The sequence below is a fragment of the Streptomyces sp. Ag109_O5-10 genome (assembly GCF_900105755.1).
In the GTDB taxonomy this organism is placed as follows: Bacteria; Actinomycetota; Actinomycetes; order Streptomycetales; family Streptomycetaceae; genus Streptomyces.
The window spans coordinates 2,117,125-2,140,900 of record NZ_FNTQ01000001.1; the positions used below are offsets into that span (position 1 = coordinate 2,117,125).

Below are 23,776 nucleotides of genomic sequence, written 5' to 3' on the forward strand. Positions count from 1 at the left end.
ATTAACGACGGGTTGTTACTGGTCCGTCAAGCACCTTAGGCGTACGAGGCGCTGGTTCAAATTTCCGAACGGATGGGTAAGGTAAGGCTTACTTATCCGACTGTCGGCCCGCACCCGATCGGTGGTAGCCCGTGCCCTCCCCCGTCTCCGCCGCCTACGCGCGCCTCGCCGAGGTCTGCCCGGACCTGGCGGTCACGGAGCTGGGGCCCGGCGAACCGGCACCCCGGGGCGGCGGCTGGGTCGGCGCCGCCGAGCTGGCGGCCGGCGGCCCCGGGCTGGACGCGTTCCTGGCCTGGGACGAGGACCAGATCCTGCGGGACGAGGGGAAGCCGGGCCGCGCCGACGTGGTCGCCACCTTCGGCCTGTACCGCTACGGCTGGGCCGCCTGCCTCCTGATCACCCTCCCCTGGTTCCTGGACCGCCGGGTCCCCCGCCTCCCCGCGACCGCGGTGTCGTACGACCGTACGGCGGGCCGGATGGCCGTACGGGTCGGCTCCTTCGCCTGCCTCCCGGACGACCCGGCGGCGGCGCTGCCCGGCGCGGTCGTGGTGGCCGGCGAGGAGGCGCTGCGGGCCGAGGTGCGGGCGGCCGTCGCCGAGCACCTGGAGCCGGTCCTGGCCGGCTTCGGGCCGCGGATGCGGCGGCGCGGGCGCGCACTGTGGGGGATGGCGACGGACGAGGTCGTCGAGGGGCTCTGGTACGTCGCGGGACTGCTCGGGGACGAGGCACGGGCCGTTCGCGAACTCGAACGGCTGCTCCCGGGCTCGACCAGGCCGTACGTCGGCTCGGCCGCCTTCCGGGTGCTGTCGGGGCCGGCCGGGGAGCCGTTGCCGACCCGGGACCGGGCGAGCTGCTGCATGTACTACACGCTGCGCCCCGAGGACACCTGCGCCACCTGCCCGCGCACCTGCGACGACGAACGGATCGCCAAACTCGCGGCGGCCGAAGCGGCCTGAGGACCCCTCAGGACCCGTGAGACCCACCCCCCGGGACTCGGCACCCGCCGGCATCCACTAAGATCGCCGACGGCAAGGGCACCCCTGCGCGGACAGGAGATTCACAACTTCCTCACTTGCCGCAGGAACTTTCCGAGGAACCACCCGTATGGGTAGTCTTACTCGAACTCAACTCCCGCCCCTCACGCGGCAGTTCGAGCAGAATGCCGTCCTGGGGCATCCCCTTGCACTTCCTTGGCGGCCTCTTGCCCCGAAACCCCCTGAGGGCCAGTGGGATTGGGCCACTATGGCGGGCGATACGCCCTATCCCAATGCAAGGGACCCCTAGATGAGACTGACCGACATATCGCTGAACTGGCTGCTACCCGGCGCCGTACTGCTCCTGGGCATGCTGGTCGCGGTGGCGGTGCTTGCGCGCTCCAAGCGGTCCGGCGGGGAGCACGCGAAGGACGACTCGTGGGAGCGCAGCGAGGAGCGCCGCCGGCGCAAGGAGGCCATATACGCCACCGCCTCCTACGTCCTGCTGTTCTGCTGTGCGGCGGTCGCCGCCGCGCTCTCCTTCCACGGGCTGGTCGGCTTCGGCCAGCAGAACCTCAACCTGTCCGGCGGCTGGGAGTACCTGGTGCCGTTCGGCCTGGACGGTGCGGCGATGTTCTGCTCCGTCCTCGCGGTGCGCGAGGCCAGCCACGGTGACGCGGCGCTCGGTTCCCGGATTCTGGTGTGGACGTTCGCGGGCGCCTCTGCCTGGTTCAACTGGGTGCACGCGCCGAGGGGCGGCGGCCACGACGGTGCTCCGCAGTTCTTCTCCGGCATGTCGCTCTCGGCGGCCGTGCTCTTCGACCGCGCGCTGAAGCAGACCCGCCGGGCCGCGCTGCGCGAGCAGGGCCTGGTGCCGCGCCCGCTGCCCCAGATCCGGATCGTGCGCTGGATGCGCGCTCCCGTCGAGACCTACCGGGCCTGGTCGCTGATGCTCCTGGAGGGTGTGCGCAGCCTGGACGAGGCGGTCGAGGAGGTGCGCGACGACAAGCGGCAGAAGGAGGAGAACCGACTGCGCCGCCGCGAGCAGCACCGTCTGGAGAAGGCTCAGCTCAAGGCCATAAGCCGAGGCCACCGGGGATTCGTCGGACGCGTCGGCAGGCAGGACGAGGTGCACCAGGTGGAGCGCGCCTCCCAGCCCACTGCGGAGCCTGCCATAGCGGCGCCGGAGCAGCTGCCCGTACGCCAGCGGCCCTCCCTTCAGCCCGTCCGCAAAGGGTCTGACCCGATCACGGTCGACCTGACCGCGGAGGACGACACAATGGCGCTGCCGCGCCTCGACTCCCTGGAGCGCAAGCTCAAGGACCTCGAGCAGCAGTTCGGCTGACCGCCTGCCGCTGCCGCACAGCACCTCGGGACGGGGGCGTGACCATCACGGTCACGCCCCCGTCCCGTCGGGTGTCGGGCGCCGACTAGGCGGCCTCCGCGTCCAGTTCGAACCAGACCGACTTGCCGACCTCGTGCGGCTGGACGCCCCACGCGTCGGCGAAGGCGTCGACCAGGACCAGGCCCCGGCCGTGCGTGCCGTCGTCGGAGTCGGTGTCCGGGGCGCGCATCCGCGGCCTGCGGGCCACGAAGTCCCGCACCTCCACCCGTAGTTGGCTCTGCTCCACGACGGCCGTCAGCACTGCCTCCCGGTCGGTGTGGACGAGCGCGTTGGTGACGAGTTCGCTGGTGAGCAGTTCCGCTATCTCGGAGCGGCCGGGCCGCCCCCAGTGCCGCAGCAGTTCGCGCAGTTCCCTGCGCGCCTCGGGCACCGCCCGCAGGTCCGACCGTCCCAGCCGGCGCCTGAGCTGCGACGGGTTTCCCCGTTCCGTCGTGTCGGTCTCTTCCCCCGCCGTCTGCGCCGAGGAGGCCCCGATGGCCACGGGACCGCCCCCTCGTGCCTGACTGTTCATGACCCCCGCCCGCACGCTGTCTGCCGGTTCCCCTCCTGATCGAACACGTTCACGGGGATCCATGCCCGCTCGGGCACGGGCCAGTCATGTCACGCCGATGACGACCGGGTGTTCGGCCATGTCCCGGGCCCGCTCCGGCCGGTACGTCGCCGCCCGGACCGCCCCGTACGCGCCAAGGGTGCCGTGGACCCGGCGTGATTCAGCCCCGTACACAACCCCGCGAGCTGTTTCACACGGTCCACGGCACCGGCGAACCTGGCCGAAACCTGTCCTTCCGGCTACTTGCTCCCGAGGCCCTTGGTGCCGATGTTGACGATCTTGTGGGTGTCACGGGTCATGTCGACGACCAGCTTCGAGGTGGTGTTGCGGCTCCAGGTGAGCGTGATGACGGCCTCCGTGTACTTCCGGGTGCCGTTGTCCGTGACCTTCCACTTGAGCGGGGTGTTCTGCGCCCGCAGCACCCCGTCCGCGTGCTCGCGGTTCTCCCAGGCCTTCAGCTTCTTCAGGTAGGTCGGGGCGATGTAGTAGGCACGCAGCGCGGTGGGCAGGTTGCCGCTGCCGTCCGGGTCGCTCTCCGCGTCGATGTAGGCGCCGTAGAAGTCGGCGATGCGGGTGATGTTGTCGGCCGGGTTGCCACTGACGGTGCGCGGTGCGCCGGCCGAGGCCTGAGCGGTGGCGCCGAGCCCGAGGGCCACGGCGAGGACGCCGGCGGTGAGGACGGCGCGGGTCTTGCTGCTCATGTCTGTTCCCCGTTTTCTGTGTCTTCGCGTGTTCGCGTGTTCGCGTCTTGTGTCTTGCGTTGTGTCTTGCGTCTGGGGCCGCCCTCCCCTCCCCCGAGGAAGAGGGCGGCCCCGGTTCTGGTGACCGCGTGTCAGTGCAGCTTGTTCACGGCCGTGGTGGTGGTCTTCTTGAAGGCCTTCACGGGCGCGTCCACGAAGCCGCCGAGCTGCCCCCAGTCCACGACGGTGACGGTGCGCCCCTCCCTGCCGAGGGCGATCAGCCGGATGTCACTGGCGCCCCAGGCGGTCACGGTACGCAGGGCGTAGACATGGGCGCCGTCCCCGACCGGGAGGGTGCCGTGGTCCTGGAACGTCGCCCTGATCTGCGGATCCTCCATCTCGATCCGGTCCGCGCAGGACACGATGTCCTCGTCGAGCTTCGCGAACCGGCCCTTCGCCAGGCTGACGCTGGGCAGCTCGGCGCTGACCTGACGGGCACTCGTGTCGAGGTCGGTCCGGAACTTCCGGTACCAGGAGTCCTGGCCGCCTCCGAGCCCGACGCCGATGCACATGTCCTGCTTGACCTCCTCCGGAATGCCGGCGGTGACCTTGCCGGCCGTCCAGGAGGTGCCGGCCCGCGGCGGCAGGTCGGCCGCCCTGAGGAAGCCGGGCGCCTTGGGTACGGCCGCCGCGGGAGCGGCGAGCGCGGTACCGGCGACGAGTGCGGCGCCGGCGACAACAGTGAGCGCGCCTGCTCGGGTGCGCTTGGGCATGGGTGTTCCCCCGTGGGTCGGTGCATGGGTGTGGGATGCCGCCGACGGCGCCGGATGGTCGGTCCGGCCCTGGTCGGTGCGACACCAGAAGCATCGGCCGTCACCTCGGCGAACGGCAACCGCTACCGCCGGTTTCGCCGGCCTGGAACCATCCCAGCCCTGCTGACGTGCAGGTATATGAGTGCCTGGGATACGGACGAGCGGGGGAAGGTGCTGTGCGCGACGACGTCGAGGAGTTCGCGGCGCTGCTGCGGCAGTTGAAGGACCGTACGGACCGGAGCTACGGCTCGCTGGCCCGCCGCCTGAACATGAACACCTCCACCCTGCACCGCTACTGCGCGGGCGAGGCGGTGCCGCTGGACTTCGCGCCGGTGGAACGCCTGGCCGCGTTCTGCGGGGCGACACCGGGGGAACGGCTCGAACTCCACGAACACTGGCTGCGCGCGGTCGCGGCCCGCCAGCGACCACGCGGTGAGGAGAGCACGGAGTCCGGGCCGACGGACACCCGTACCTCCGAACCCGCGCGGATTCCGCAAGCCCCCTCGGAGCCCTCGGCGGAAGCGGTCCCCGCACCGGAAGCGGCCCCCGCCGCCCGGCCCTGGTACCGGCGGCGTCGCACGCTGGTCGCCTCGGCCGTGGCCACCGTGCTCCTGGCGACGCTGGGCACCCTGGCCGCCCTCCCGGACGACCGGCAGGGCGCAGGCGCGGCGGCCCGGGACCCCCGCTCCGCCGCCACGACGGCCGCCGGTGACGCCGAGCGCCACGGCGGCGGCACCACCGGTCCGGCTTTGAACTCCGCCACCCCGTCACCTTCGTCCCCGCCCTCGTCCTCGGCCTCGTCGCCGTCCGGCCCCGGCGGCGCGAAGGCCTCCTCCCCCGCCGGCGGCACGCCCGGCACCCCGGCCCCGACCGCCGTCCCCCTCACCTGGACCGCGAACTCGCAGCTGTGGGAACTGGGCTGCGACCACGACTACGTCATCGACAAGCAGCCGGCGCAGGTCCCGCCGCCACCCGCCCCGCAGGACGCCGGTACCTGGGCGGCCACCCAGAACGCGGTGCACGGCGGCAACACGATCGTGGACGTCTCCGTGCAGGGCCGTTCGTCCACCGCCGTCGTCCTGGAGGCGCTGCGGGTGCGCGTCGTCGGCCGTACGGCTCCCGCGCCCGGTATCGCCTACTCCATGGCCGACGGCTGCGGCGGCGGGCTCACCCCGCGGTACTTCGACGTGAACCTGGACAAGGACCGCCCGATCGCGCGCCCGGTGGCCGGTGAGGGTCCCGACGGGAAGACCGTCTCGACCATGCACCTGCCCTACCGGGTCTCGGCCACCGACCCCGAGGTGCTGCGCGTCAGCGCGAGCGCCTCGGGCTGCGACTGCCGCTGGTACCTCGAACTCGACTGGTCGTCACAGGGCCGCAGCGGCACGGTGCGGATCGACGACCACGGCCGGCCGTTCCGCACCAGCTCCATCAAGGGCCTGCCGCACTACTGGTACGGCTTCGTGGACGGCGTCCGCCAGTGGGTGCCGACCACCGGCTGACTCACGGCCGCGGCACGTTGCGCAGGTTGGAGCGGGCCATCTGGACCATCCGGCCCACGCCGCCGTCGAGGACCATCTTGGAGGCGGAGAGCGCGAATCCGGTGACCATCTCGGCCTTGATCTTCGGCGGGATGGACAGGGCGTTGGGGTCGGTGACCACGTCGACCAGGGCCGGCCCCTTGTGCCGGAAGGCGTCCCTGAGCGCGCCGGCGAGCTGCTTCGGCTTCTCGACCCGCACCCCGTAGGCGCCGCAGGCCTGGGCGACGGCGGCGAAGTTCGGGTTGGTGTTCGCGGTGCCGTACGCGGGCAGCCCCGCCACCAGCATCTCCAACTCGACCATGCTCAGCGCGGAGTTGTTGAACAGGACCACCTTCACCGGCAGGTCGTACTGGACCAGGGTGAGGAAGTCGCCCATCAGCATGGCGAACCCGCCGTCCCCGGACATCGACACGACCTGCCGCCGCCGGTCGGTGAACTGGGCGCCGATCGCCATCGGCAGCGCGTTGGCCATCGAGCCGTGCGAGAAGGAACCGATGACCCGGCGGCGGCCGTTGGGCGAGAGGTAGCGGGCCGCCCATACGTTGCACATGCCGGTGTCGACGGTGAACACCGCATCCTCGTCGGCGAGTTCGTCGAGGACCGAGGCCACGTACTCCGGGTGGATCGGGACGTGCTTCTCGACCTTCCGCGTGTACGCCTTCACCACCCCCTCCAGCGCGTCCGCGTGCTTCTTCAGCATCCGGTCGAGGAAGCGCCGGTTCTCCTTGGCCTGCACCCGCGGCACCAGGCAGCGCAGCGTCTCGCGCACGTCGCCCCACACCGCGAGGTCCAGTCGGGAGCGGCGGCCGAGGACCTCGGGGCGGACGTCGACCTGGACGATCTGCACGTCGTCGGGGAGGAAGGCGTTGTACGGGAAGTCGGTGCCGAGCAGGATCAGCAGGTCGCACTCGTGGGTGGCCTCGTAGGCGGCACCGTAGCCGAGCAGCCCGCTCATGCCGACGTCGTACGGGTTGTCGTACTGGATCCACTCCTTGCCGCGCAGGGCGTGCCCGACCGGGGACTTGATCTTCCCGGCCAGTTCCATGACCTCCGTGTGGGCGCCCGCCGTGCCGCTGCCGCAGAACAGGGTCACCTTGTCCGCCGCGTCGATCATCGCGACCAGTTTGTCGAGTTCGGCGTCGCCGGGGCGGACGGTGGGGCGGGAGGTGACGATGGCCGCCGAGGCGGACTGCTCCGGGGCGGGCTGGTCGGCGATGTCACCGGGCAGGCTGACCACACTGACCCCGCTGCGGCCGACCGCGTGCTGGATGGCGGTCTGGAGCAGCCGGGGCATCTGCTTCGGGCTGGAGATCAGTTCGCTGTAGTGGCTGCACTCCTGGAAGAGCCGGTCGGGGTGGGTCTCCTGGAAGTAGCCGAGGCCGATCTCGCTGGAGGGGATGTGGGAGGCGAGGGCGAGGACAGGGGCCATCGAGCGGTGCGCGTCGTAGAGGCCGTTGATGAGGTGCAGGTTGCCCGGGCCGCAGGAGCCTGCGCAGGCCGCCAGGGTGCCGGTGATCTGGGCCTCGGCGCCGGCCGCGAAGGCGGCGGTCTCCTCGTGGCGGACGTGGATCCAGTCGATGGCGGAGTTGCGGCGGACGGCGTCGACGACCGGGTTGAGGCTGTCGCCGACGACGCCGTAGAGACGGCGCACACCGGCGCGGACGAGGATGTCGACGAACTGTTCGGCGACGTTCTGCTTGGCCATGGCGGTCGGGCACCCTTCGGCTGCGCGGATCTCCGGCTTCCCCCGCGATGCCCTTCCATGTATCCACAGAGGCCGCGCTCACGCCTCCCAGACGGCCGCCGCCGTACGGTCGTCGGCATACCCCTTGACCCGGACCTGGGCGTCCGCGAGGAACGCGGCGAGACCCGGCGGGGTGCGGCCTGACCAGCGTCGGGCCAGGTAGGCGCAGAGTGCGGGTTCGCCGCGCAGCGGCTCGGCGAGACCGCCCGTGCACATCACGAGCGCGTCACCCGGGCGGGCTACCGAGGCCCGGAACAGGAACGGGGCGCGGGGCGGTTCGGGAGCCGGTTCGTAGGGGCTGGGCGGGGTCGGGATGCCGAGGTCCATGGTGAGCCGGTCGCCGGCCGGGGTCTCGGAGGGCAGCGAGCCGAAGCCGAGCACGGGTTCACCGGCGGCGTCGGTGTCCACGCGCGGTTCGATGTCCTGCCACTCACCGCCCCGCAGCCGGAACAGGCCGCCCTCGCCGACCCCGAAGAAGACGCGGGTTCGGCACTGGGGGTGAGCGGGCAGCAGGAGGCAGCGCAGGCTGGCCGCGTACTCCTCGGGGGCGATGCCCTGTTCGGCGGCGCTGGCGCGGAGCTTGCCGAGGCTGCGGTCGGTGAGCCGGTGCAGGCCGGACTTGAGGTCGCCGCGCCGGGCGGCCTGGATGTCGTCGGTGAGCCGCTGGTGGCTGCGGCCGACGGCCCGGGCGATCCACTCGCACAGCTCGGCCGCGGCCCGGTGCGCGCCGGGGGTCGCGCGGGCGCCGGTGGCCATCGCGACCAGGACCAGGGCCTGTTCGCCGGTCCCGAACCGGGCGGTGAGCAGGGCGTCGCGGCGCGGCTCGCCCCGGTACCGGGCGGAGTCGCCGCGCTGCGAGACGGCCCGCAGGGTGCAGGCGCCGTACCGGGCGCCGTCCAGGACGGTGTCGGAGACCAGGTCGTCGAGTTCGTCGGGGTCGGCGGCGGGCAGGGCGGTGGGCTCGGCGTCGTAGGTGGGCGGTCCGGAGCCGACGTAGTCGACGGAGGAGGCCGAGGCGGCGGCCGGGACGGCCAGGACGGCCGAGGCGTCCGGAGTCTCCCGGGCGGCGTAGACGTCCGGAGTGTCCCGGGCGGCGTAGACGTCCGGAGTCTCCTCGGCGGCGTAGACGTCCCGAGTCTCCTCGGCGGCGTAGACGTCCCGAGTCTCCTCGGCGGCGTAGACGTCCCGAGTCTCCTCGGCGGCGTAGACGTCCCGAGTCTCCTCGGCGGCGTAGACGTCCCGAGTCTCCTCGGCGGCGTAGACGTCCCGAGTCTCCTCGGCGGCGTAGACGTCCGGAGTCTCCTGGGCCGCATACGCGTCCCGAGTCTCCTGGGCCGCGTAGGCGGGCGGGCCGGGCAGGTCGGTCCTGGTGGCGGGGTGGAGGTCCGCCGGGTCGTCGTCCGCCGGCGGCTCCTGGTCGTCCACGTCCCAGGGCCAGGTCTGCGCGGCGGCCCCGGTGCCCTCGGCGGGGGCTGCGGGCGCCCGCTGGGCCGGCACCGTCGGCGGGAGCGGCTCGTCGTCCGGCTCCGCGGTGACGCCCCGCCGTCCCCCCACCGTCCTCTTCGCCGAGGCGAAACGGTCGTCCAGGGAATCGGGCGCGGCCGTGGGTCCGGTGTCCTCGGTGGAGTCGTCGTACAACTGCCCCCACCAGTCGTCGTCGTGACGGGTGGGCCTACCCCCTGGCTGGCTCATGCCCCTAATTGTCCACCGCCGGGGCCGGATGAAAACGGGGCATCAGGAAAATCCCGCACCCGACCCCCTCCCGAAAGGCGTGGCGAGGGACATCCCGAACACCCTTACACGGAGAGGGAATCGGCGACACGCGCGGGGCGGACGACACGGAGGACGCGGAGGAGGCGAGCCGGGCGGGGAGTGACCGCAGTGGAGGGAGCGCCGGTGCTGACACGTGTGAGTCGCCGGGTGGTCCCACCCCCCACGGGAGAACCACCCGGCGACACCGGCGTGACCGGCCCCAGATCCCCCACGCGTACGCGCGTCGTGGGGCCGGTCACCCTTCGCAGGGCCGAACGCCGTGGCGACGGCCGGAAGGCCAGATGATGACGGGGCTTCCGGGTGGTCAGCTGTGCATGGCGCATCGGTTTCCCGTGCGAAGGTGCTGCGGTGACGTGATCTTGGCAGAGTGACCCGCGGTACGGCGATGATGTGCAACGGCGGGTTTGCGCCGTGGCCGGTTCCCGCCATGCCACCGCACGTCGAGGGAGGGACACGAGCCGATGCTGGCAGCGCTGGGGCTGGACGACCGGGACGAGTCGGCGTACCGGGCGCTGGTGTCCGCGGGCCCCGCCGACGTGCCGGGCCTGGCACGGCGTCTGACGCTGGCGGAGCCGGACACCGAGCGCGCGCTGCGCCGGCTGGAGCGGCACGGGCTCGCGGCCCGGTCCCCGGGCCGGCCGGACCGCTGGGTCGCGGCGCCGCCCGGGGTCGCGCTGGGCGCCCTGCTCGCCCAGCAGCGGCACGAACTGGAGAAGGCGGAGCTGACGGCGGCGCTGCTCGCGGAGGAGTACCGGGCGGCGGCAGCCGAGCCCGCGGTGCACGACCTGGTGGAGGTGGTCACCGGCGCCCCGGCCGTCGCCCGGCGGTTCCGCCAGCTCCAGCTGGGCGCCCTGGACGAGGTGTGCGCGCTGGTCACGGACAAGCCGGTGGCCGTCCCCGGGACGGAGAACGAGGCGGAGGAACAGGCCGCGGACCGGGGCGTGCGCTACCGGGTGGTGGTGGAGCGGACGGCGCTCGGCCTGCCGGGCGCCGTCCCGGAGCTGACGGCCGCGCTCGGCCGTAACGAGCAGGTGCGGGTGGCGGAGCGGGTGCCGACGAAGCTGGTCGTCGCCGACCGCGCGCTGGCGCTGGTCCCGCTCACCTCGCAGGGCGCGGAGCCCGCCGCCCTGGTGGTGCACGCCAGCGGTCTGCTGGAACTCCTGAGCGGCCTGTTCGAGTCGGTGTGGCGGGAGGCGCTGCCACTGCGGCTCGGTGCGACCGGCGTGGTAGAGGAGGAACCGGACGGTCCCGACGCCACCGACCTGGAGGTGCTGTCGCTCCTGCTGGCGGGCCTCACCGACGCAAGCGTCGCCAAGCAGCTCGACGTGGGCCTGCGGACCGTGCAGCGCCGGGTGCGCAGGCTGATGGAGCTGGCCGGGGTGTCGACCCGCATGCAGTTGGGCTGGCACGCGTACGAGCGGGGCTGGGTGACCCGGAACTGACCTGCGCGTGCGTCCGCCGTCCGGCACTCCGGGCGGATGGGAGCAGGGGAACTCCTGCTGGTCGGCCTGGTGCTGGTGCTCGGCCTGTGCGGGGTGCTGGTGCCCGGGGTGCCGGGGACGGGGCTGGTGTGGGCCGCGGTGCTGTGGTGGGCGCTGTACGACCCGCGCCCGGTGGCCTGGACGGTCCTGGTCGGGGCGACCCTGGTGCTGCTGGTGGCGCTGGTGGTCCGCTGGGTCCTGCCCCCACGCCGGCTGCGGGCGAGCGGCGCCCCCCCGGATGAGCGTGTGCGCCGGTACCGGCGCCGTCCTCGGTTTCGTGCTGCTCCCCGTGCTCGGCGCGGTCCCCGGTTTCCTGGCCGGGATCTACCTGCACGAACGCCTCCGGCTCGGCCGCCGGGCCGAGGCGTGGGCCGCCCTGCGCGCCGCGATGGACGCGGGCGGCTCCAGCGTGCTGGCCGAGCTGTTCGCCTGCCTGCTCGTCGCGGCCGGCCGGCTGACCGCGGTGGTCTGGGCCGGCTGAGCGTTCAGAGCAGGTCGGAGAGCTGGACGGCGTCGGCGAGGGCGCGCGTGCCGGTGTCGTTGAAGTGCAGGTGGTCGCCTGGGTCGTAGGCGGGCCGGATCCGGCCGGGCTGCTGCGGGTCCCGTACGACCGCGTCGAAGTCGACATACGCGTCGAAGACGTGTCCGGTGCGGATCAGCGCGTTCACCCGCTGCCGTACCGCCTCCCGGGCCGCGGTGTAGGCGCTGTACCCCTCGTAGGGGGTGAGGGTCGCGCCGACCACCCGGATCCCCCGTTCGTGGGCGCGGGCCACGATGGCCCGGTAGGCCCGCACGAGGTCGGCGGGGTCCGTGACCTCCGGGGTGCCCTTGATGTCGTTGATGCCTTCGAGGAGGACCAGGGTGCGGACCCCGCTCCGGTCGAGCCCGTCGGCGTCCAGGCGGCTGAGGGCCGCCGGTCCCCCCGTGCTGTCGAGCAGGAGCCGGTTGCCGGAGATGCCGGCGTTGAGGACGCCGACCCGGAAGGACCGCAGCCGCTCCGCGAGGCGGTCGGGCCAGCGGTGGTTGGCGTCCATGCTGGTGCCGTTGCCGTCGGTGAGGGAGTCGCCGAAGGCGACCACGGTGCCGCGGGTCACGGCCCGCACGTCGACGCCGGTGACGTAGTACCAGTGGCCGGTGGTGCGGGTGTAGGCGCCGCCGTCCGCGTCGTCGGCCCGCCCGGCGCCGTCCTGTGCGAGGTAGCTGGTCTGCAGGGCGACCCGGTGGTAGGTGGCGGGCCCGGAGTCGCCGGGGGTCTCGACGCTGACCAGCAGGTCGGCGCCGGCCGTCACGGCGAGCGGCACCGGGTCGCTGACCAGGTCCCGTCCGACGGGTACGACGGCGGTGCCGGCGCCGGCGAAGGTGGCGGCGCGCATCGAGCCGGGTACGGCGGCGGGGCCGCTGCCCTGCCGCAGGGCGACGGTGACCGCCCCGAGCCGGAGCGGGGCGCCGCCCAGCCGGTTGCTGACCCGCACCCGTACCTCGCCGCCGCCGACGCTCAGGTGAACGACGTTGCGGTACGCGGCGCCGGGCACCGCCGGTTCGGTACCGGAGGGCGCGGCCTCCCAGCTCCCGGCCCAGAGCGAGGGCTCGGGGTCGGCCCCGGCCCGCCCGCTCACCCCCATCACCGACAACAACGCCACGACGAGCACCCGCCCGACCTTGCCCATCCACACCCGCCCTTCCGAGGCCTACTGGAGGGGAAGGTGACATACGGGCGGTGCCCTGAACAGCGACTCGACCTGGAGACCACCCGGGTGGCGGAGCACGGGGAGGAGGCCGGGCGGTGAGGTGCGCCGCACAGCTACCCGGCCGCGGGCAGGCGTGCCGCGGGGCGGCACGGGTGGGCGCGGCGGCACCCGGCAAGCGCCGGTGGGTGTCCCCGGCCCTGGTTCGGCGTCAGGGCCTCGGTGCTCCGCCCACCAGCAGGTGACGGGTGGCGTACGAGCGCCAGGGCCGCCACTCGTCCGGGGCGTCGAGGCCGGGCAGGGCGACGTCGGGGTCGGCGAGGGCGCGGACGCGGACGGCGGCGACGGTCTCCGGGTCCATCCCGGGCAGGGCCCGAAGCGCCGCCTCCGCCTCGTCCCGGTCGGCGCCCGGGTCCAGCCGCAGCGTCCCGTCGGCGAGTGCCGCGGCGAGCGCGCCGAGGCTGCCCCCGGGCTCCGCCGCGGCGAGCACCGCGGGCTCGGGGAACAGGTGCGTGGGGCCGCCGGACAGAGCGTCCAGCGCCGTGCCGTACCGCCGGACCAGCCGCTCGGCACCCGCGGTGCCGACGAGGGCCCGTACGGCGGCCTCGGCCGGGTCGACGGCGCCGGGGGACCGCAGCCCCGGCCGGGCGGCGACCAGCGGGGCGAGCCGCGGGTCCTCGGCGAGCCGCTCGTCGACGGCGTACGGATCGGCGTCGAGGTCGAACAGCCGCCGCAGCCGCTGCACGGCGGTGGTCAGGTCACGCGGGTCGGTGAGGCGCAGCCGGGCTTCGAGCCAGCCGCCGGGGTGGGCGCCGAGGCCCGTACCGGACGCGCGCGTCGTACCGGTCCGTTCGTCGACGGCGGCAACCGCGTGGCCGTACGGCAGCCGCAAGGTACGGCGGTAGGTGCGCGTGCCGGGGGTGCCGGTGACCTCCTCCACGCCGGGCACGGCCTCCTGTGCCAGCAGGTCGAAGACCGGGCCGGCCTGGTAGGGGCCGCGGTGGGCGAGCCGCAGCGGGATGCCGGCGGCCGGGGAGCCGCGCCGCGCGCCGCGACCGCCGGGCGCGGCCTCGCGCAGCCCGCTCGGGGTGGTCGCGTACACGGCGCGGACGGTGTCGTTGAACTGCCGCACGCTGGCGAAACCGCTCGCGAACGCGATCTCCGTGATGGGCAGTTCGGTGGTCTGCAGCAGCGTGCGCGCGGTGTGCGCCCGCTGGGCGCGGGCGAGGGCGACGGGACCGGCGCCCAGTTCCGCGGTGAGCTGCCGCTGCACCTGGCGTGCGCTGTAGCCGAGCCGGTCGGCGAGCCCGCCGACGCCCTCCCGGTCCACCACACCGTCACCGATCAGCCGTACGGCCCGGCCGACGACGTCGGCCCGGGCGTTCCACTCGGCGGAGCCGGGTACCGCGTCCGGGCGGCACCGCCGGCAGGCCCGGAACCCGGAGCCCTGCGCGGCGGCCGCGGTGGGGAAGAAACGGACGTTGCGCCGCTTCGGGGTGACGGCGGGGCAGCTGGGACGGCAGTAGATGCCGGTGGTCTCGACGGCGAAGAAGAACGCGCCGTCGAACCGGGCGTCCCGGCTGCGGACCGCCTCGTACCTGGTGTCCTCGTCCATCACGGTTCAAGTGTGGGCGACGGAAGGACGGAGGGCTGGCGGGAATCGGACATGGCGGGGCGCTCCGTGAGCGGAGCGCCCCGCCAGGGGTGTGGCGGCCCCGCTACCGCCACCGCCCCCGCTTCGCCTCCATCGCCGCCTTGCCCTCCGCGCCCCGCTTCTTCCAGTCCTTCTTCATCTCGGACCTGAGCCGGGCGTCCGTCTTCGCGACGATCCACTGGTTCTCCCGCATCAGCTTGCGGTAGCTCTCCAGCCTGCGTACGGGTAGTTCTCCGGACTCCACCGCGGAGCGCACCGCGCAGCCCGGTTCGCTCTCGTGTCCGCAGTCGGAGAACCGGCAGCCGTCCGCCAGTTCCTCGATCTCGGCGAACACCTGCCCGACGCCGGTCTCGGCGTCGTACAGCCCCACGCCCCGCAGTCCGGGCGTGTCGATCAGGACGCCCCCACCCGGAAGCGCGAGGAGGTTGCGGGTGGTGGTGGTGTGGCGGCCCTTGCCGTCGACGTCCCGGGCGGCCCGGACGTCCATCACGTCCTCCCCGAGGAGCGCGTTGGCGAGGGTGGACTTGCCGGCACCGGACTGGCCGAGCAGGACCGACGTCCCGGAACCGACGAGGGCGACGAGCATGTCCAGGCCGTCGCCCGCGTGCGCGCTGACCGTCAGGACGGGCACGCCCGGGGCCGTCGTCTCCACGTCCTGGACGAGGTGCGCGAGGGTCACCGGGTCCGGGACCAGGTCGGCCTTGGTGAGGACCACGACCGGCTGCGCCCCGGACTCCCAGGCCAGCGCCAGGAACCGTTCGACGCGGCCGAGGTCGAGTTCGACGGCGAGGGACACCGCGACGATCGCGTGGTCGACGTTGGCGGCGAGGATCTGCCCCTCGGACCGCTTGGAGGAGGTGGAGCGCACGAACGCGGTACGGCGCGGCAGATACGCGCGTACGTAGCGGGGGTTGCCGCCGGGTTCCACGGCGACCCAGTCGCCGGTGCACACGACGCGCATCGGGTCGGGCGGGGTGACGAACGCGGTGTCGGCGCGCAGCGGCCCGCCGGCGGTGACGACGTCGCACTGCCCGCGGTCGACGCGGACGACGCGCCCGGCGAGCAGGCCTTCGGCGTCGTAGGGGGCGAACTCCTTCGCCCAGGCCTCGTCCCAGCCGTAGGGAGCGAGCGCGGAGAAAACAGTGGAGCTGGAAGTCAAGGGTGACCCTTCACAGGGCGGCCCCGGGATGTCGAGAGGTCAGCCGGTGGCCGCGGAGGTGGAATGGATGAACTTCTGGTCGCGGGCAGCGCCCATCGCAACGACAGCCATCGGTCAACACCTCCCTGATCGAACCTGACCGAACCCGGTCACCCGCGGCAGCCCCGAGGGGCAGCCGCTCCGACGTCGCCGACCTTAGAAGCCGCACGCACCGCGCCGCCACCGAATTACGGCTCGGGGGCGGGGTGACTTCCGCGCGACCGGGGCCGGGGCCGGGTCGCGGTCCGGCCTCGCGGACGGTGTCGTACCGGGCACGAATTGGTTGCGGCCGGAGCCTTCCGCCACGACGGGCGAGGGGCCCCGGGATCATGACGGCCATGAGCAGAGACCGGTACGTCGACTTCCTGCGCGCGTGGGCGATCGTGCTGGTGGTGCTCGGCCACTGGCTGATCACCGCCCTGGTCCGGGAGCCCGACGGGCGGATCGACGCCCCGGAGCTGCTGGCGACCGTGGACTGGACCCAGTGGCTGACCCTCGGGTTCCAGATCATGCCGCTGTTCTTCCTGGCCGGGGGCCATGCCGCGGGCGGTTCCTGGGCGCGGGCCCGGGCGGCCGGAGGCACGCCCGCGGGGTGGCTGGGGCGGCGGGCGCTGCGGCTGCTGCTGCCGGTGGCGGTCTACAGCGGTGCGGTGCTGCTCGCCGTCGGCGTCTGCAGCGCGGCCGGTGTGGACGCGGACACGCTGGCGCTGGTGGGCTGGGCGATGGGGATGCAGTTCTGGTTCCTGCCGGTGTATCTGCTGCTCAGCGCTCTCACTCCGGTGCTGTACGCGGCGCACCTGCGGTGGGGGGCGCGGGTCCCGCCGGTGCTGGGGGCGGTCGCCCTGGTGGCCGACGTGCTCGTGGTGGCCGCGCACACGCCCGGTGTCGGACTGCTGAACTACGTGCTCGTGTGGGGTGTCGCCTACCAGTTGGGGTTCTGCTGGCGGGACGGGCTGCTGACCGGTCACCGGCTCGTACCGCTCGCGATGGCGGCGGGCGGCGCACTGGCCTTCGCCGCGCTCGTGGCCCTCGGACCGTTCCCGGTCAGCCTGATCCTGGTGACCGGGCAGAGTCCGAGCAACACCAACCCGCCGTCGGCCGCGATGCTGGCGTGGCTGGTCGCCCAGGTCGGCGTGAGCCTCCTCGCCGCGCCGCCGCTGCGGCGGCTGCTGGACCGCGAGCGGGTGTGGCGGGCGGTCCGCCCGGTGGGCGCGGCCAGCATGACGCTGTACCTGTGGCACATGCTGCCGGTCCTGGTCGTCGCCGCCGCGTTCTACCTGACCGGCCTCGCGCCCGAGCCGGCGCTCGGGTCCGCGGCCTGGTGGGCGCTGCGCGTGCCGTGGCTGCTGGTGCTCGGCGCCGTCCTGGCCGGTGTCGTCCGCGCGCTCCGGCCGCTGGAACGCGGGCTGGGCGTGCTGTACGGGCGGACCGTCCCGGACGCCGGTCTGCGCGGTGCCTGGCCGCTGTGGGCCGGGCTGGCCATGGCCGTCGCCGCCCTGGCCCGGTTCGCCGTGCGGGGCTTCGCGCCCGACGGGCGGTTCCCCGTACTGCCCGCCGTGGGCCTGGCCCTGGGTACGGCGCTGGTGATGCTCCCGCGGTGGACGGCCGCGGAGCGCCTCGAACGGCCCGAGACCGACCGCGCTCCGGACCGGGTCTGAGGGCTGTGCTAAAGTTGTGGTGTTGCAGTTGTGGTACCCATGAACCTATGTGCGCCTGACGGGAATGTTTCTCCTGCAGGCGCATTAGTTGTTTTACCGGCATCTCCGGATGGGGCCTCTGCCTACAGATCGGAGAAGGTCATGGCACAGGGAACCGTGAAGTGGTTCAACGCCGAAAAGGGTTTCGGCTTCATCCAGCAGGACGGCGGCGGCCCGGACGTGTTCGCCCACTACTCGAACATCCAGTCCCAGGGCTTCCGTGAGCTCCAGGAGGGCCAGCGGGTCTCCTTCGACGTCACGCAGGGCCAGAAGGGCCCGCAGGCGGAGAACATCGTCCCCGCCTGATCGCCGGACGCTCATCCACCCGCCGGGGTCCGTATCGTCATGGTGCGGACCCCGGTTTGTGCTGTTCCCAGGAAGGCAGACAGCTGCATGTCCCGCAGGCCCCAGAAGCCGAACAGGCGCACCCCGTCGTCCCCGTCGTCCCCGCCGTCCGGGGCGGCGGCGCGTGAGTTCCGGCTGCCGGAGAACACGACGCCCGGACTTCCCGCCGTCGACGAATTCGCCGCCCTGGACATGCCCGCGGCGCTGCTGAAGACCCTGACCGCGCAGGGGGTGACCACCCCGTTCCCGATCCAGGCCGCCACGCTGCCCAACTCGCTGGCCGGCCGGGACCTGCTGGGACGGGGACGCACCGGCTCCGGCAAGACCCTCGCCTTCGGGCTGGCGCTCCTGGCCCGTACGGCAGGGCTGCGGGCGCGGCCCAAGGCGCCCCTCGCGCTCGTGCTGGTGCCCACCCGCGAGCTCGCCCAGCAGGTCACGGACGCGCTGACCCCCTACGCCACGGCGGTGAACCTCCGGGTGGCCACGGTCGTCGGCGGACTGTCGATCACCAAGCAGGCCGCCACGCTCCGGCGCGGCGCCGAGGTGGTCGTGGCGAGTCCCGGCCGGCTCAACGACCTCGTGGAACGCGGGGACTGCGTGCTCGGCGACGTCCGCATCACGGTGCTGGACGAGGCCGACCAGATGACCGACATGGGTTTCCTACCGCAGATCACCAAGCTGATCCAGCAGGTACGGCCCGACGGACAGCGGCTGCTCTTCTCGGCCACCCTCGACCGCAACATCGACCGGCTGGTGCAGCGTTTCCTGACCGACCCCGTGGTGCACTCCGTGGACCCGTCCGCGGGGGCGGTCACCACGATGGAGCACCACGTCCTGCACGTCCAGGACGAGACCGACAAGAAGGCCGTCACCACGCGCATCGCGGCCCGCGACGGCCGGGTCATCCTCTTCCTCGACACCAAGCGGTCCGCCGACCGGCTCGCGAAGCGGCTCCTGTCCGTCGGTGTCCGCGCGGCGGCGCTGCACGGCGGCCGTTCCCAGCCGCAGCGCAACCGCACCCTGGAACAGTTCAGGAGCGGCCAGGTCACCGCGCTGGTGGCGACGAACGTCGCGGCCCGGGGCATACACATCGACGACCTCGACCTCGTCGTGAACGTCGATCCGCCGACCGACCACAAGGACTACGTCCACCGGGGCGGCCGTACGGCCCGCGCCGGGGGCTCCGGCAGCGTCGTCACCCTGGTGCTGCCCGAGCAGAAGCGGGACGTCACCCGGCTCATGTCGGACGCGGGCATCCGCCCCCGCACGGCCCGCATCGCGTCGGGCGACGCCGAACTGACCACCCTCACCGGCGCCCGCGAGCCCTCCGGCGTCCCCATCGTCATCGAGGTCCCGCAGCCGACGCCGGCCGCGTCGCCCCGCACGGACCGGAAGACCGCCCCCCGGTCCGGCAGCCGACGCAGTCGTTCCGGCGGCGGCTCGGGCCGCCGGGCCGCCGGGGCGGAGGGCGGCCGCCAGGGGACCGCCACCGGTGCGGGTGGCCGTGGTGGCGAGCGCAGAGCCGCGGCCGGTACGGCCGCCGGCACCGCGTCCGGCAAGGACGACCGCGGGTCCCGGCGGCGCACGCCGCCCGGCGGAACCACCGGCAGTGCGTCCGGCAAGAACCCCCACGGCTCCGGCCGCCGGGGCGGCCGCCGCACCCCGACCACCTGAGCCCCCACCGAAAGCACCGCGACACACCGCCGCCCCTCGACTGCGCCACCGTCGTGGCTGGTCGCGCAGTTCCCCGCCCCTGACGGGGCACGACGAGGCGCCCTGAAGGGGCGCGGGGAACTGCGCGACCAGCCCCCGCCGGCCCGCACCCGGTAGGCGGCCGGGCGTCCCCGCGTCGGCGTGCTATCCACCTGCGCCGAACGGCCCGGGTATCTCCCCCGAGCCCCGTCGGATCAGACGGGTCGGCATGACCACCGTGCGCGGGGGTGAGATGTCGCCGTGGATGGCACGACGAGGCGCCCTGAAGGGGCGCGGGGAACTGCGCGACCAGCCCCCGCCGGCCCGCACCCGGTAGGCGGCCGGGCGTCCCCGCGTCGGCGCGCTATCCACCTGCGCCGAACGGCCCGGGTATCTCCCCCGAGCCCCGTCGGATCAGACGGGTCGGCATGACCACCGTGCGCGGGGGTGAGATGTCGCCGTGGATGCGGGCGAAGAGGAGGTGGGCCGCGCTGGTGGCGAGGGCGACCGGGTCCTGGGCGATGACCGTGACCGGCGGGGTCAGCCGGGCGGCGAGGGTGAAGTCGTCGAAGGCGACGAAGGCGAGGTCGCGGGGGGCCGCGGTCAGGGCGCCGAAGGCGAGCAGTTCGTTGCCGGCGAGGAGCGCCGTCGGCGGGTCGGGCAGCGCAAGCATCGCGGTGACCGCCGCGGCCGCCTCCGGACCGGTCCGCACGCCGTCCCTGAGCAGCGCGGGGTCGACCGGGACGCCCGCTGCCGCCAGCGCCGCGAGATAGCCCCGCCGGCGTTCGCCGAACGTCCAGGTCCTCGGCGTGTCGCCCAGGTAGCCGATCCTGCGGTGGCCGTGCGCCAGTAACTGCTCCACGGCCTCGCGCACCGCGCCGAAGTTGTCGACCACCACGGCGTCCACGTCCAGACCGGTCGCCGCCCGGTCAACGCAGACGATCTTCGTGCCCTGGGCCTGCGCGGGCCGCAGGAAGTGGTGGCTGCCGGCGGCCGGGGTGAGGATCAGGCCGTCGACGCGGCGGGCGGTGAACGCGTCGATCACCTCGCGCTCGCGGCGCAGGTCGGCATGGCTGGAGCCGATGAGCATGATGCTGCCGCGCTGCCGGGCGACGTCCTCGGCGGCGGAGGCGACCGCGGCCATGAAGGGGTCGGTCACGTCGTCGACCAACAGGCCGATGATCTGGCTCAGTTCGTGGGTGCGCCGTAACTGCCGTGCGACGTCGTCGCGTTGGTAGCCGAGCTTGCGGACCGCCGCCTCCACCCGTGCGGCGGTCCGCGGGGCGACGGCCGAATCGCCGTTGACGACGCGGGACACCGTCATCGTGCTGACGCCCGCTTCCGCGGCAACGTCCTTCATGGTCGGCCGGGTGGCTGCCACGCCACGTCCTCCACCTGCGTCACGGTTGAGCGTCGACTCGTTAACGTTACCAACTCGCACGCGTGTCAACAGCTGTGCGGACAACGGGAGATGAGGGCGCGACCAGGCCCCTCGGCGACCGGCTGCACCACCCTTGACACCCCGCTGTGGGCGCCCCAAGAATCAGCCAAGCTGTTAACGATACCAACCAGAAGGCACGACATGGCCTCTGCAAGGGAACCACTGCTCACGGCACATGGGGTGGTCAAGCGTTTCGGCCACGTCCAGGCGCTCTCGGGCGCCGATTTCACGGCATACCCCGGCGAGGTCGTCGCCCTCATCGGTGACAACGGTGCCGGCAAGTCCACTTTGGTGAACGTCCTGTCGGGCGTGCTCGCCCCCGACGCCGGCGAGGTCCGCCTGGACGGCGCCCCGGTGCGGTTCTCCGGTCCGATGGACGCCCAGCGGCAGGGCGTGGAGACCGTCTACCAGGACCTGTCGCTCGCGCCCGACCTGGACGCGGCGGCCAACCTCTACCTCGGCCGGGAGATCGTGCGCGGGGGCCTGCTCGGCCGCATCGGCGTGCTCGACCGGCCCGCGATGCGCCGCGAGGCCGTCAAGGCCTTCGCCGAACTCGGTGTGGAGCTGAAGGATGTGACGGCTCCCGTGACAACGTTGTCCGGCGGTCAGCGGCAGTCCGTCGCGGTGGCCCGTGCGGTCGCCTTCGCCCACAAGGTCATCTTCATGGACGAGCCGACCGCGGCGCTGGGCGTCGTCCAGCGCGCCAGGGTCCTGGAGACCGTCCGCAGGGTCGCCGACCGGGGCATCTGCGTCGTGTTGATCAGCCACAACATGCCCGAGGTGCTGTCGGTGGCGGACCGGGTGGAGGTGCTGCGGCTGGGCCGGCGCGTCGCGTCGTACACCGCCGCCGACACGACGATCGAGGAGCTGGTCGGGGCGATGACCGGCTCGCTGGACGGGCCGAACGGCACCGGGGAAGCGGAGGGCGCACGATGACGGCGCAGAGCGAGAAGGCGGCGGCCCCGGCGGACGTGGGCGGCCGGTCCGCGGTGCCCGACTGGGTGCGCCGCGTGGCGACCCTCAACGAACTGTGGACCTTCGTCATCCTGGTGGCGCTGGTCCTGTTCTTCACGATCGCGGCGCCGGGCAAGTTCTTCACCACGTACGACATCACCCAGATCGCCGTGAACGCGGCCATCTACCTGGTGCTCGGCGTCGGCATGACGTTCGTGATCATCACGGCGGGCATCGACCTGTCCATCGGCTCGGTGCTGGTGCTGGCCGCGGTGGCGGCGGGCGAGTACAACATCCATCACGGCGGGGCGACTTCGGGCTGGGGCACGGTCGCGTTCTGTGTCGTCATCGCGCTGGCGGTGGGCACGGCGTGGGGGGCCTTGCAGGGTGCGGTGGTGGCGACCGGCAAGGTGCCGCCGCTGATCGTGACGCTGGGCGGGCTCGGCGCGGCCCTGGGGATCGCCGAGCTGGCCACCGGCGGACAGGATCCGGCCGGGGCGGCCTCCACGCACCTGCAGAACAGCCTCGGTTTCGGCAAGGTGCTGGGCATCCCCTGGATGGTGATCCTGGCGGCCGTGGTGACCGCGATCTTCGGTGCGGTGCTGGCCGGCACCCGGTTCGGCGAGCACACCCTCGCGATCGGCTCGAACCCGACCGCGGTCCGGCGGGCGGGCATTCCGGTGGGCCGGCAACTGGTCAAGGTGTACGGCCTGATGGGGCTGCTGGCCGGGCTCGGCGCGGTGATGTGGCTGGCCTCGTACGGCACGACGTCGATCGCCGGGCACTCCACCGACAACCTCAAGGTGATCACCGCGGTGGTCCTCGGCGGCACCAGCCTGTTCGGCGGCCGGGGTTCGGTGCTGGGCACGGTGATCGGTGTGTTCATCCCGGCGGTGCTGACCACGGGGCTGATCGTGATCGGCGTCCAGCAGTACTGGCAGGACGTGGCGGTGGGTGTGGTGCTGGTCGTGGCGGTCTACATCGACCAGCTGCGCAGGAAGACCCGGGAACGCGCATGACGGAATCGCAGCACACGACTGAATCGCTCGTGGTCAAGGAGGACTCGGTGATGGGGAACATTCGCAGCAGGCGTCGGTTGCTGGTCGCAGTGGGCACGGTGCTGGCCCTCGGCGCGGGGGCCTCGGCGTGCGGTTCGTCCGACGACGGTGGCGGCTCGGGAGGTTCGGGCAGCGCCAAGGGCAAGAAGGTCCGGCTGATCACCGGGGTGAAGAGCGACCCGTTCTACATCACCATGACCTGTGCCGCGCAGGCGGAGGCGAAGGCCAAGGGGATGGACTTCACGGCCGACGGCTCCGCGCAGTGGGACGTGTCGGTGCAGCGGCCGCTGCTCGACTCGACGGCCGCGTCCCGGCCGGACGGGCTGCTGATCTCGCCGGTCGACACCAGCGCGCTGACGCCGTCGCTCAAGCAGATCCAGTCGGCCGGCACCAAGGTGGCGCTGGTGGACACCACGGTGACCGACACGTCGGTCGGTATCACCCGGATCTCGTCGGACAACGAGAAGGGCGGCCAGGTCGCCGCCGACGCGCTGGCCAAGCTGATGAACGAGAAGGGCTCGGTCATCGTCATCAGCGTCAAGCCCGGTGTGTCGACGACCGACGCGCGGATCAAGGGCTTCACCGAGGAGATGGGCAAGTACCCGGGCATCAAGGTGCTGCCCACGCTGTACGACAACGACCTGCCGGCCACCGCGGCCTCCCAGATCCAGTCGACGCTCGCCGCCCACCCGGACCTCGGCGGGGTGTTCGCGGGCAACACCAACACCGGTCAGGGCATCGCCACCGGTCTGAAGCAGGCCGGCAAGGAGGGCGCGGTGAAGGTGGCCGCGTTCGACGCCGAGCCCGACGAGATAGCTTCCCTGAAGGCTGGCACGCTGCAGGTGCTGGTCGCCCAGGACCCGGCGGCGATCGGCCGGCAGGCGGTGGACCAGCTCGCCAACTCCTTCGAGGGCAAGTCGGTCAGCAAGTCGATCGGCACGAACATGGTGGCGATCACCAAGGACAACATGAACGAGCCGTCGGTCAGCAAGTACTTCTACAAGTCACAGTGCTGACTGAGGCGTCGGGAAGGACAGCCTGACGTGCGGCCGGCGGCCGGGCGGACCCGCCCTCCCGGGTCCGCCCGGCCGC

At 73.0% G+C, this 23,776-nt stretch carries 19 protein-coding genes and 1 pseudogene; 11 read left to right on the forward strand and 9 right to left on the reverse strand.

Translation table 11 applies throughout. The annotated features are described in order from the left end of the window. Positions 1 to 131 precede the first annotated feature (131 nt). The gene (locus BLW82_RS09735; protein WP_093498407.1) at positions 132 to 956 is read left to right on the forward strand and encodes a (2Fe-2S)-binding protein; all 825 of its coding nucleotides are present in this window, start codon (positions 132 to 134) and stop codon (positions 954 to 956) included. A gap of 328 nt (positions 957 to 1,284) precedes the next feature. Next, the gene (locus BLW82_RS09740; RefSeq protein ID WP_093498408.1) at positions 1,285 to 2,319 is read left to right on the forward strand and encodes a DUF2637 domain-containing protein; all 1,035 of its coding nucleotides are present in this window, start codon (positions 1,285 to 1,287) and stop codon (positions 2,317 to 2,319) included. Positions 2,320 to 2,404: 85 nt separating this feature from the next. Here the strand turns inward: BLW82_RS09740 and BLW82_RS09745 are convergent, their stop codons facing one another. The 3 genes from BLW82_RS09745 to BLW82_RS09755 form a co-directional block, all read right to left on the reverse strand. After that, entirely contained in the window at positions 2,405 to 2,860 is a 456-nt protein-coding gene (locus tag BLW82_RS09745; RefSeq protein WP_093498409.1) for an ATP-binding protein, read from the reverse strand. Between the two features lie 308 nt (positions 2,861 to 3,168). Beyond that, entirely contained in the window at positions 3,169 to 3,630 is a 462-nt protein-coding gene (locus BLW82_RS09750) for a hypothetical protein (RefSeq protein WP_093498410.1), read from the reverse strand. 131 nt (positions 3,631 to 3,761) lie between these two features. Beyond that, a complete protein-coding gene (locus BLW82_RS09755; protein ID WP_093498411.1) occupies positions 3,762 to 4,382 on the reverse strand; it encodes a hypothetical protein in 621 nt (206 codons plus the stop codon). A 215-nt stretch (positions 4,383 to 4,597) separates the two neighbouring features. Here BLW82_RS09755 and BLW82_RS09760 point away from each other — a divergent pair, with 215 nt between their 5' ends. Continuing rightward, positions 4,598 to 5,923 carry a helix-turn-helix domain-containing protein gene (locus tag BLW82_RS09760; protein ID WP_256215735.1) on the forward strand — a complete coding sequence of 442 codons (1,326 nt, stop codon included), beginning with the start codon at positions 4,598 to 4,600 and terminating at the stop codon, positions 5,921 to 5,923. A gap of 1 nt (position 5,924) precedes the next feature. Here the strand turns inward: BLW82_RS09760 and BLW82_RS09765 are convergent, their stop codons facing one another. Both BLW82_RS09765 and BLW82_RS45315 read right to left on the reverse strand, forming a co-directional pair. Next, positions 5,925 to 7,667: a pyruvate dehydrogenase gene (locus tag BLW82_RS09765; protein WP_093498413.1), complete on the reverse strand. Its 1,743-nt coding sequence runs from the start codon at positions 7,665 to 7,667 to the stop codon at positions 5,925 to 5,927. Between the two features lie 78 nt (positions 7,668 to 7,745). Continuing rightward, positions 7,746 to 9,398, reverse strand: a complete 1,653-nt coding sequence (locus BLW82_RS45315) for a protein phosphatase 2C domain-containing protein (protein WP_256215736.1) — start codon at positions 9,396 to 9,398, stop codon at positions 7,746 to 7,748. A 542-nt stretch (positions 9,399 to 9,940) separates the two neighbouring features. Here BLW82_RS45315 and BLW82_RS09775 point away from each other — a divergent pair. Next, complete coding sequence (locus BLW82_RS09775) at positions 9,941 to 10,921, forward strand: helix-turn-helix transcriptional regulator (protein ID WP_093498414.1); 981 nt, start codon at positions 9,941 to 9,943, stop codon at positions 10,919 to 10,921. 36 nt (positions 10,922 to 10,957) lie between these two features. Next, positions 10,958 to 11,441 (forward strand): annotated as a pseudogene (locus tag BLW82_RS09780) (DUF456 domain-containing protein). Between the two features lie 4 nt (positions 11,442 to 11,445). Here BLW82_RS09780 and BLW82_RS09785 read toward each other — a convergent pair. The 3 genes from BLW82_RS09785 to rsgA form a co-directional block, all read right to left on the reverse strand. Then, positions 11,446 to 12,627 (reverse strand): SGNH/GDSL hydrolase family protein, encoded by a 1,182-nt coding sequence (locus BLW82_RS09785; protein WP_093498415.1) that lies wholly within the window; start codon positions 12,625 to 12,627, stop codon positions 11,446 to 11,448. Positions 12,628 to 12,856: 229 nt separating this feature from the next. Then, positions 12,857 to 14,260 carry a bifunctional transcriptional activator/DNA repair enzyme AdaA gene (locus tag BLW82_RS09790; RefSeq protein ID WP_177233280.1) on the reverse strand — a complete coding sequence of 468 codons (1,404 nt, stop codon included), beginning with the start codon at positions 14,258 to 14,260 and terminating at the stop codon, positions 12,857 to 12,859. A 103-nt stretch (positions 14,261 to 14,363) separates the two neighbouring features. Beyond that, positions 14,364 to 15,458, reverse strand: a complete 1,095-nt coding sequence (gene rsgA, locus BLW82_RS09795) for a ribosome small subunit-dependent GTPase A (RefSeq protein WP_093498417.1) — start codon at positions 15,456 to 15,458, stop codon at positions 14,364 to 14,366. 377 nt (positions 15,459 to 15,835) lie between these two features. Here rsgA and BLW82_RS09800 point away from each other — a divergent pair, with 377 nt between their 5' ends. The 3 genes from BLW82_RS09800 (at position 15,836) to BLW82_RS09810 (ending at position 19,213) form a co-directional block, all read left to right on the forward strand. Continuing rightward, positions 15,836 to 17,155 carry an acyltransferase family protein gene (locus BLW82_RS09800; RefSeq protein ID WP_093507967.1) on the forward strand — a complete coding sequence of 440 codons (1,320 nt, stop codon included), beginning with the start codon at positions 15,836 to 15,838 and terminating at the stop codon, positions 17,153 to 17,155. Between the two features lie 141 nt (positions 17,156 to 17,296). Continuing rightward, complete coding sequence (locus BLW82_RS09805; RefSeq protein ID WP_016578941.1) at positions 17,297 to 17,500, forward strand: cold-shock protein; 204 nt, start codon at positions 17,297 to 17,299, stop codon at positions 17,498 to 17,500. A gap of 87 nt (positions 17,501 to 17,587) precedes the next feature. After that, a complete protein-coding gene (locus tag BLW82_RS09810; RefSeq protein ID WP_093498418.1) occupies positions 17,588 to 19,213 on the forward strand; it encodes a DEAD/DEAH box helicase in 1,626 nt (541 codons plus the stop codon). A gap of 382 nt (positions 19,214 to 19,595) precedes the next feature. On the opposite strand, the gene BLW82_RS09815 is transcribed toward BLW82_RS09810, so the two are convergent. After that, complete coding sequence (locus tag BLW82_RS09815; RefSeq protein WP_371131321.1) at positions 19,596 to 20,612, reverse strand: LacI family DNA-binding transcriptional regulator; 1,017 nt, start codon at positions 20,610 to 20,612, stop codon at positions 19,596 to 19,598. Positions 20,613 to 20,813: 201 nt separating this feature from the next. Here BLW82_RS09815 and BLW82_RS09820 point away from each other — a divergent pair, with 201 nt between their 5' ends. From BLW82_RS09820 to BLW82_RS09830, 3 genes are read left to right on the forward strand one after another with little or no spacing between them, the layout of a single operon-like run. Beyond that, positions 20,814 to 21,608 (forward strand): ATP-binding cassette domain-containing protein, encoded by a 795-nt coding sequence (locus BLW82_RS09820; RefSeq protein ID WP_093498420.1) that lies wholly within the window; start codon positions 20,814 to 20,816, stop codon positions 21,606 to 21,608. Further along, positions 21,605 to 22,645, forward strand: coding sequence for an ABC transporter permease (locus tag BLW82_RS09825; RefSeq protein WP_093498421.1), 1,041 nt, complete (start codon positions 21,605 to 21,607; stop codon positions 22,643 to 22,645). Before BLW82_RS09820 ends, BLW82_RS09825 begins: the two co-directional genes overlap by 4 nt. Then, positions 22,642 to 23,700 carry an ABC transporter substrate-binding protein gene (locus BLW82_RS09830; RefSeq protein WP_256215737.1) on the forward strand — a complete coding sequence of 353 codons (1,059 nt, stop codon included), beginning with the start codon at positions 22,642 to 22,644 and terminating at the stop codon, positions 23,698 to 23,700. Before BLW82_RS09825 ends, BLW82_RS09830 begins: the two co-directional genes overlap by 4 nt. The last annotated feature ends 76 nt before the right edge of the window (positions 23,701 to 23,776 follow it).

Excerpts from the sequence above, each read along its gene's own strand:
- BLW82_RS09740 (WP_093498408.1), top strand. The coding sequence starts at position 1,285 with ATGAGACTGACCGACATATCGCTGAACTGGCTGCTACCCGGCGCCGTA.
- BLW82_RS09750 (WP_093498410.1), bottom strand. The coding sequence starts at position 3,630 with ATGAGCAGCAAGACCCGCGCCGTCCTCACCGCCGGCGTCCTCGCCGTG.
- BLW82_RS09755 (WP_093498411.1), bottom strand. The coding sequence starts at position 4,382 with ATGCCCAAGCGCACCCGAGCAGGCGCGCTCACTGTTGTCGCCGGCGCC.
- BLW82_RS09765 (WP_093498413.1), bottom strand. The coding sequence starts at position 7,667 with ATGGCCAAGCAGAACGTCGCCGAACAGTTCGTCGACATCCTCGTCCGC.
- BLW82_RS45315 (WP_256215736.1), bottom strand. The coding sequence starts at position 9,398 with ATGAGCCAGCCAGGGGGTAGGCCCACCCGTCACGACGACGACTGGTGG.
- BLW82_RS09775 (WP_093498414.1), top strand. The coding sequence starts at position 9,941 with ATGCTGGCAGCGCTGGGGCTGGACGACCGGGACGAGTCGGCGTACCGG.
- BLW82_RS09785 (WP_093498415.1), bottom strand. The coding sequence starts at position 12,627 with ATGGGCAAGGTCGGGCGGGTGCTCGTCGTGGCGTTGTTGTCGGTGATG.
- BLW82_RS09790 (WP_177233280.1), bottom strand. The coding sequence starts at position 14,260 with ATGGACGAGGACACCAGGTACGAGGCGGTCCGCAGCCGGGACGCCCGG.
- BLW82_RS09800 (WP_093507967.1), top strand. The coding sequence starts at position 15,836 with ATGAGCAGAGACCGGTACGTCGACTTCCTGCGCGCGTGGGCGATCGTG.
- BLW82_RS09805 (WP_016578941.1), top strand. The coding sequence starts at position 17,297 with ATGGCACAGGGAACCGTGAAGTGGTTCAACGCCGAAAAGGGTTTCGGC.
- BLW82_RS09810 (WP_093498418.1), top strand. The coding sequence starts at position 17,588 with ATGTCCCGCAGGCCCCAGAAGCCGAACAGGCGCACCCCGTCGTCCCCG.
- BLW82_RS09820 (WP_093498420.1), top strand. The coding sequence starts at position 20,814 with ATGGCCTCTGCAAGGGAACCACTGCTCACGGCACATGGGGTGGTCAAG.
- BLW82_RS09825 (WP_093498421.1), top strand. The coding sequence starts at position 21,605 with ATGACGGCGCAGAGCGAGAAGGCGGCGGCCCCGGCGGACGTGGGCGGC.
- BLW82_RS09830 (WP_256215737.1), top strand. The coding sequence starts at position 22,642 with ATGACGGAATCGCAGCACACGACTGAATCGCTCGTGGTCAAGGAGGAC.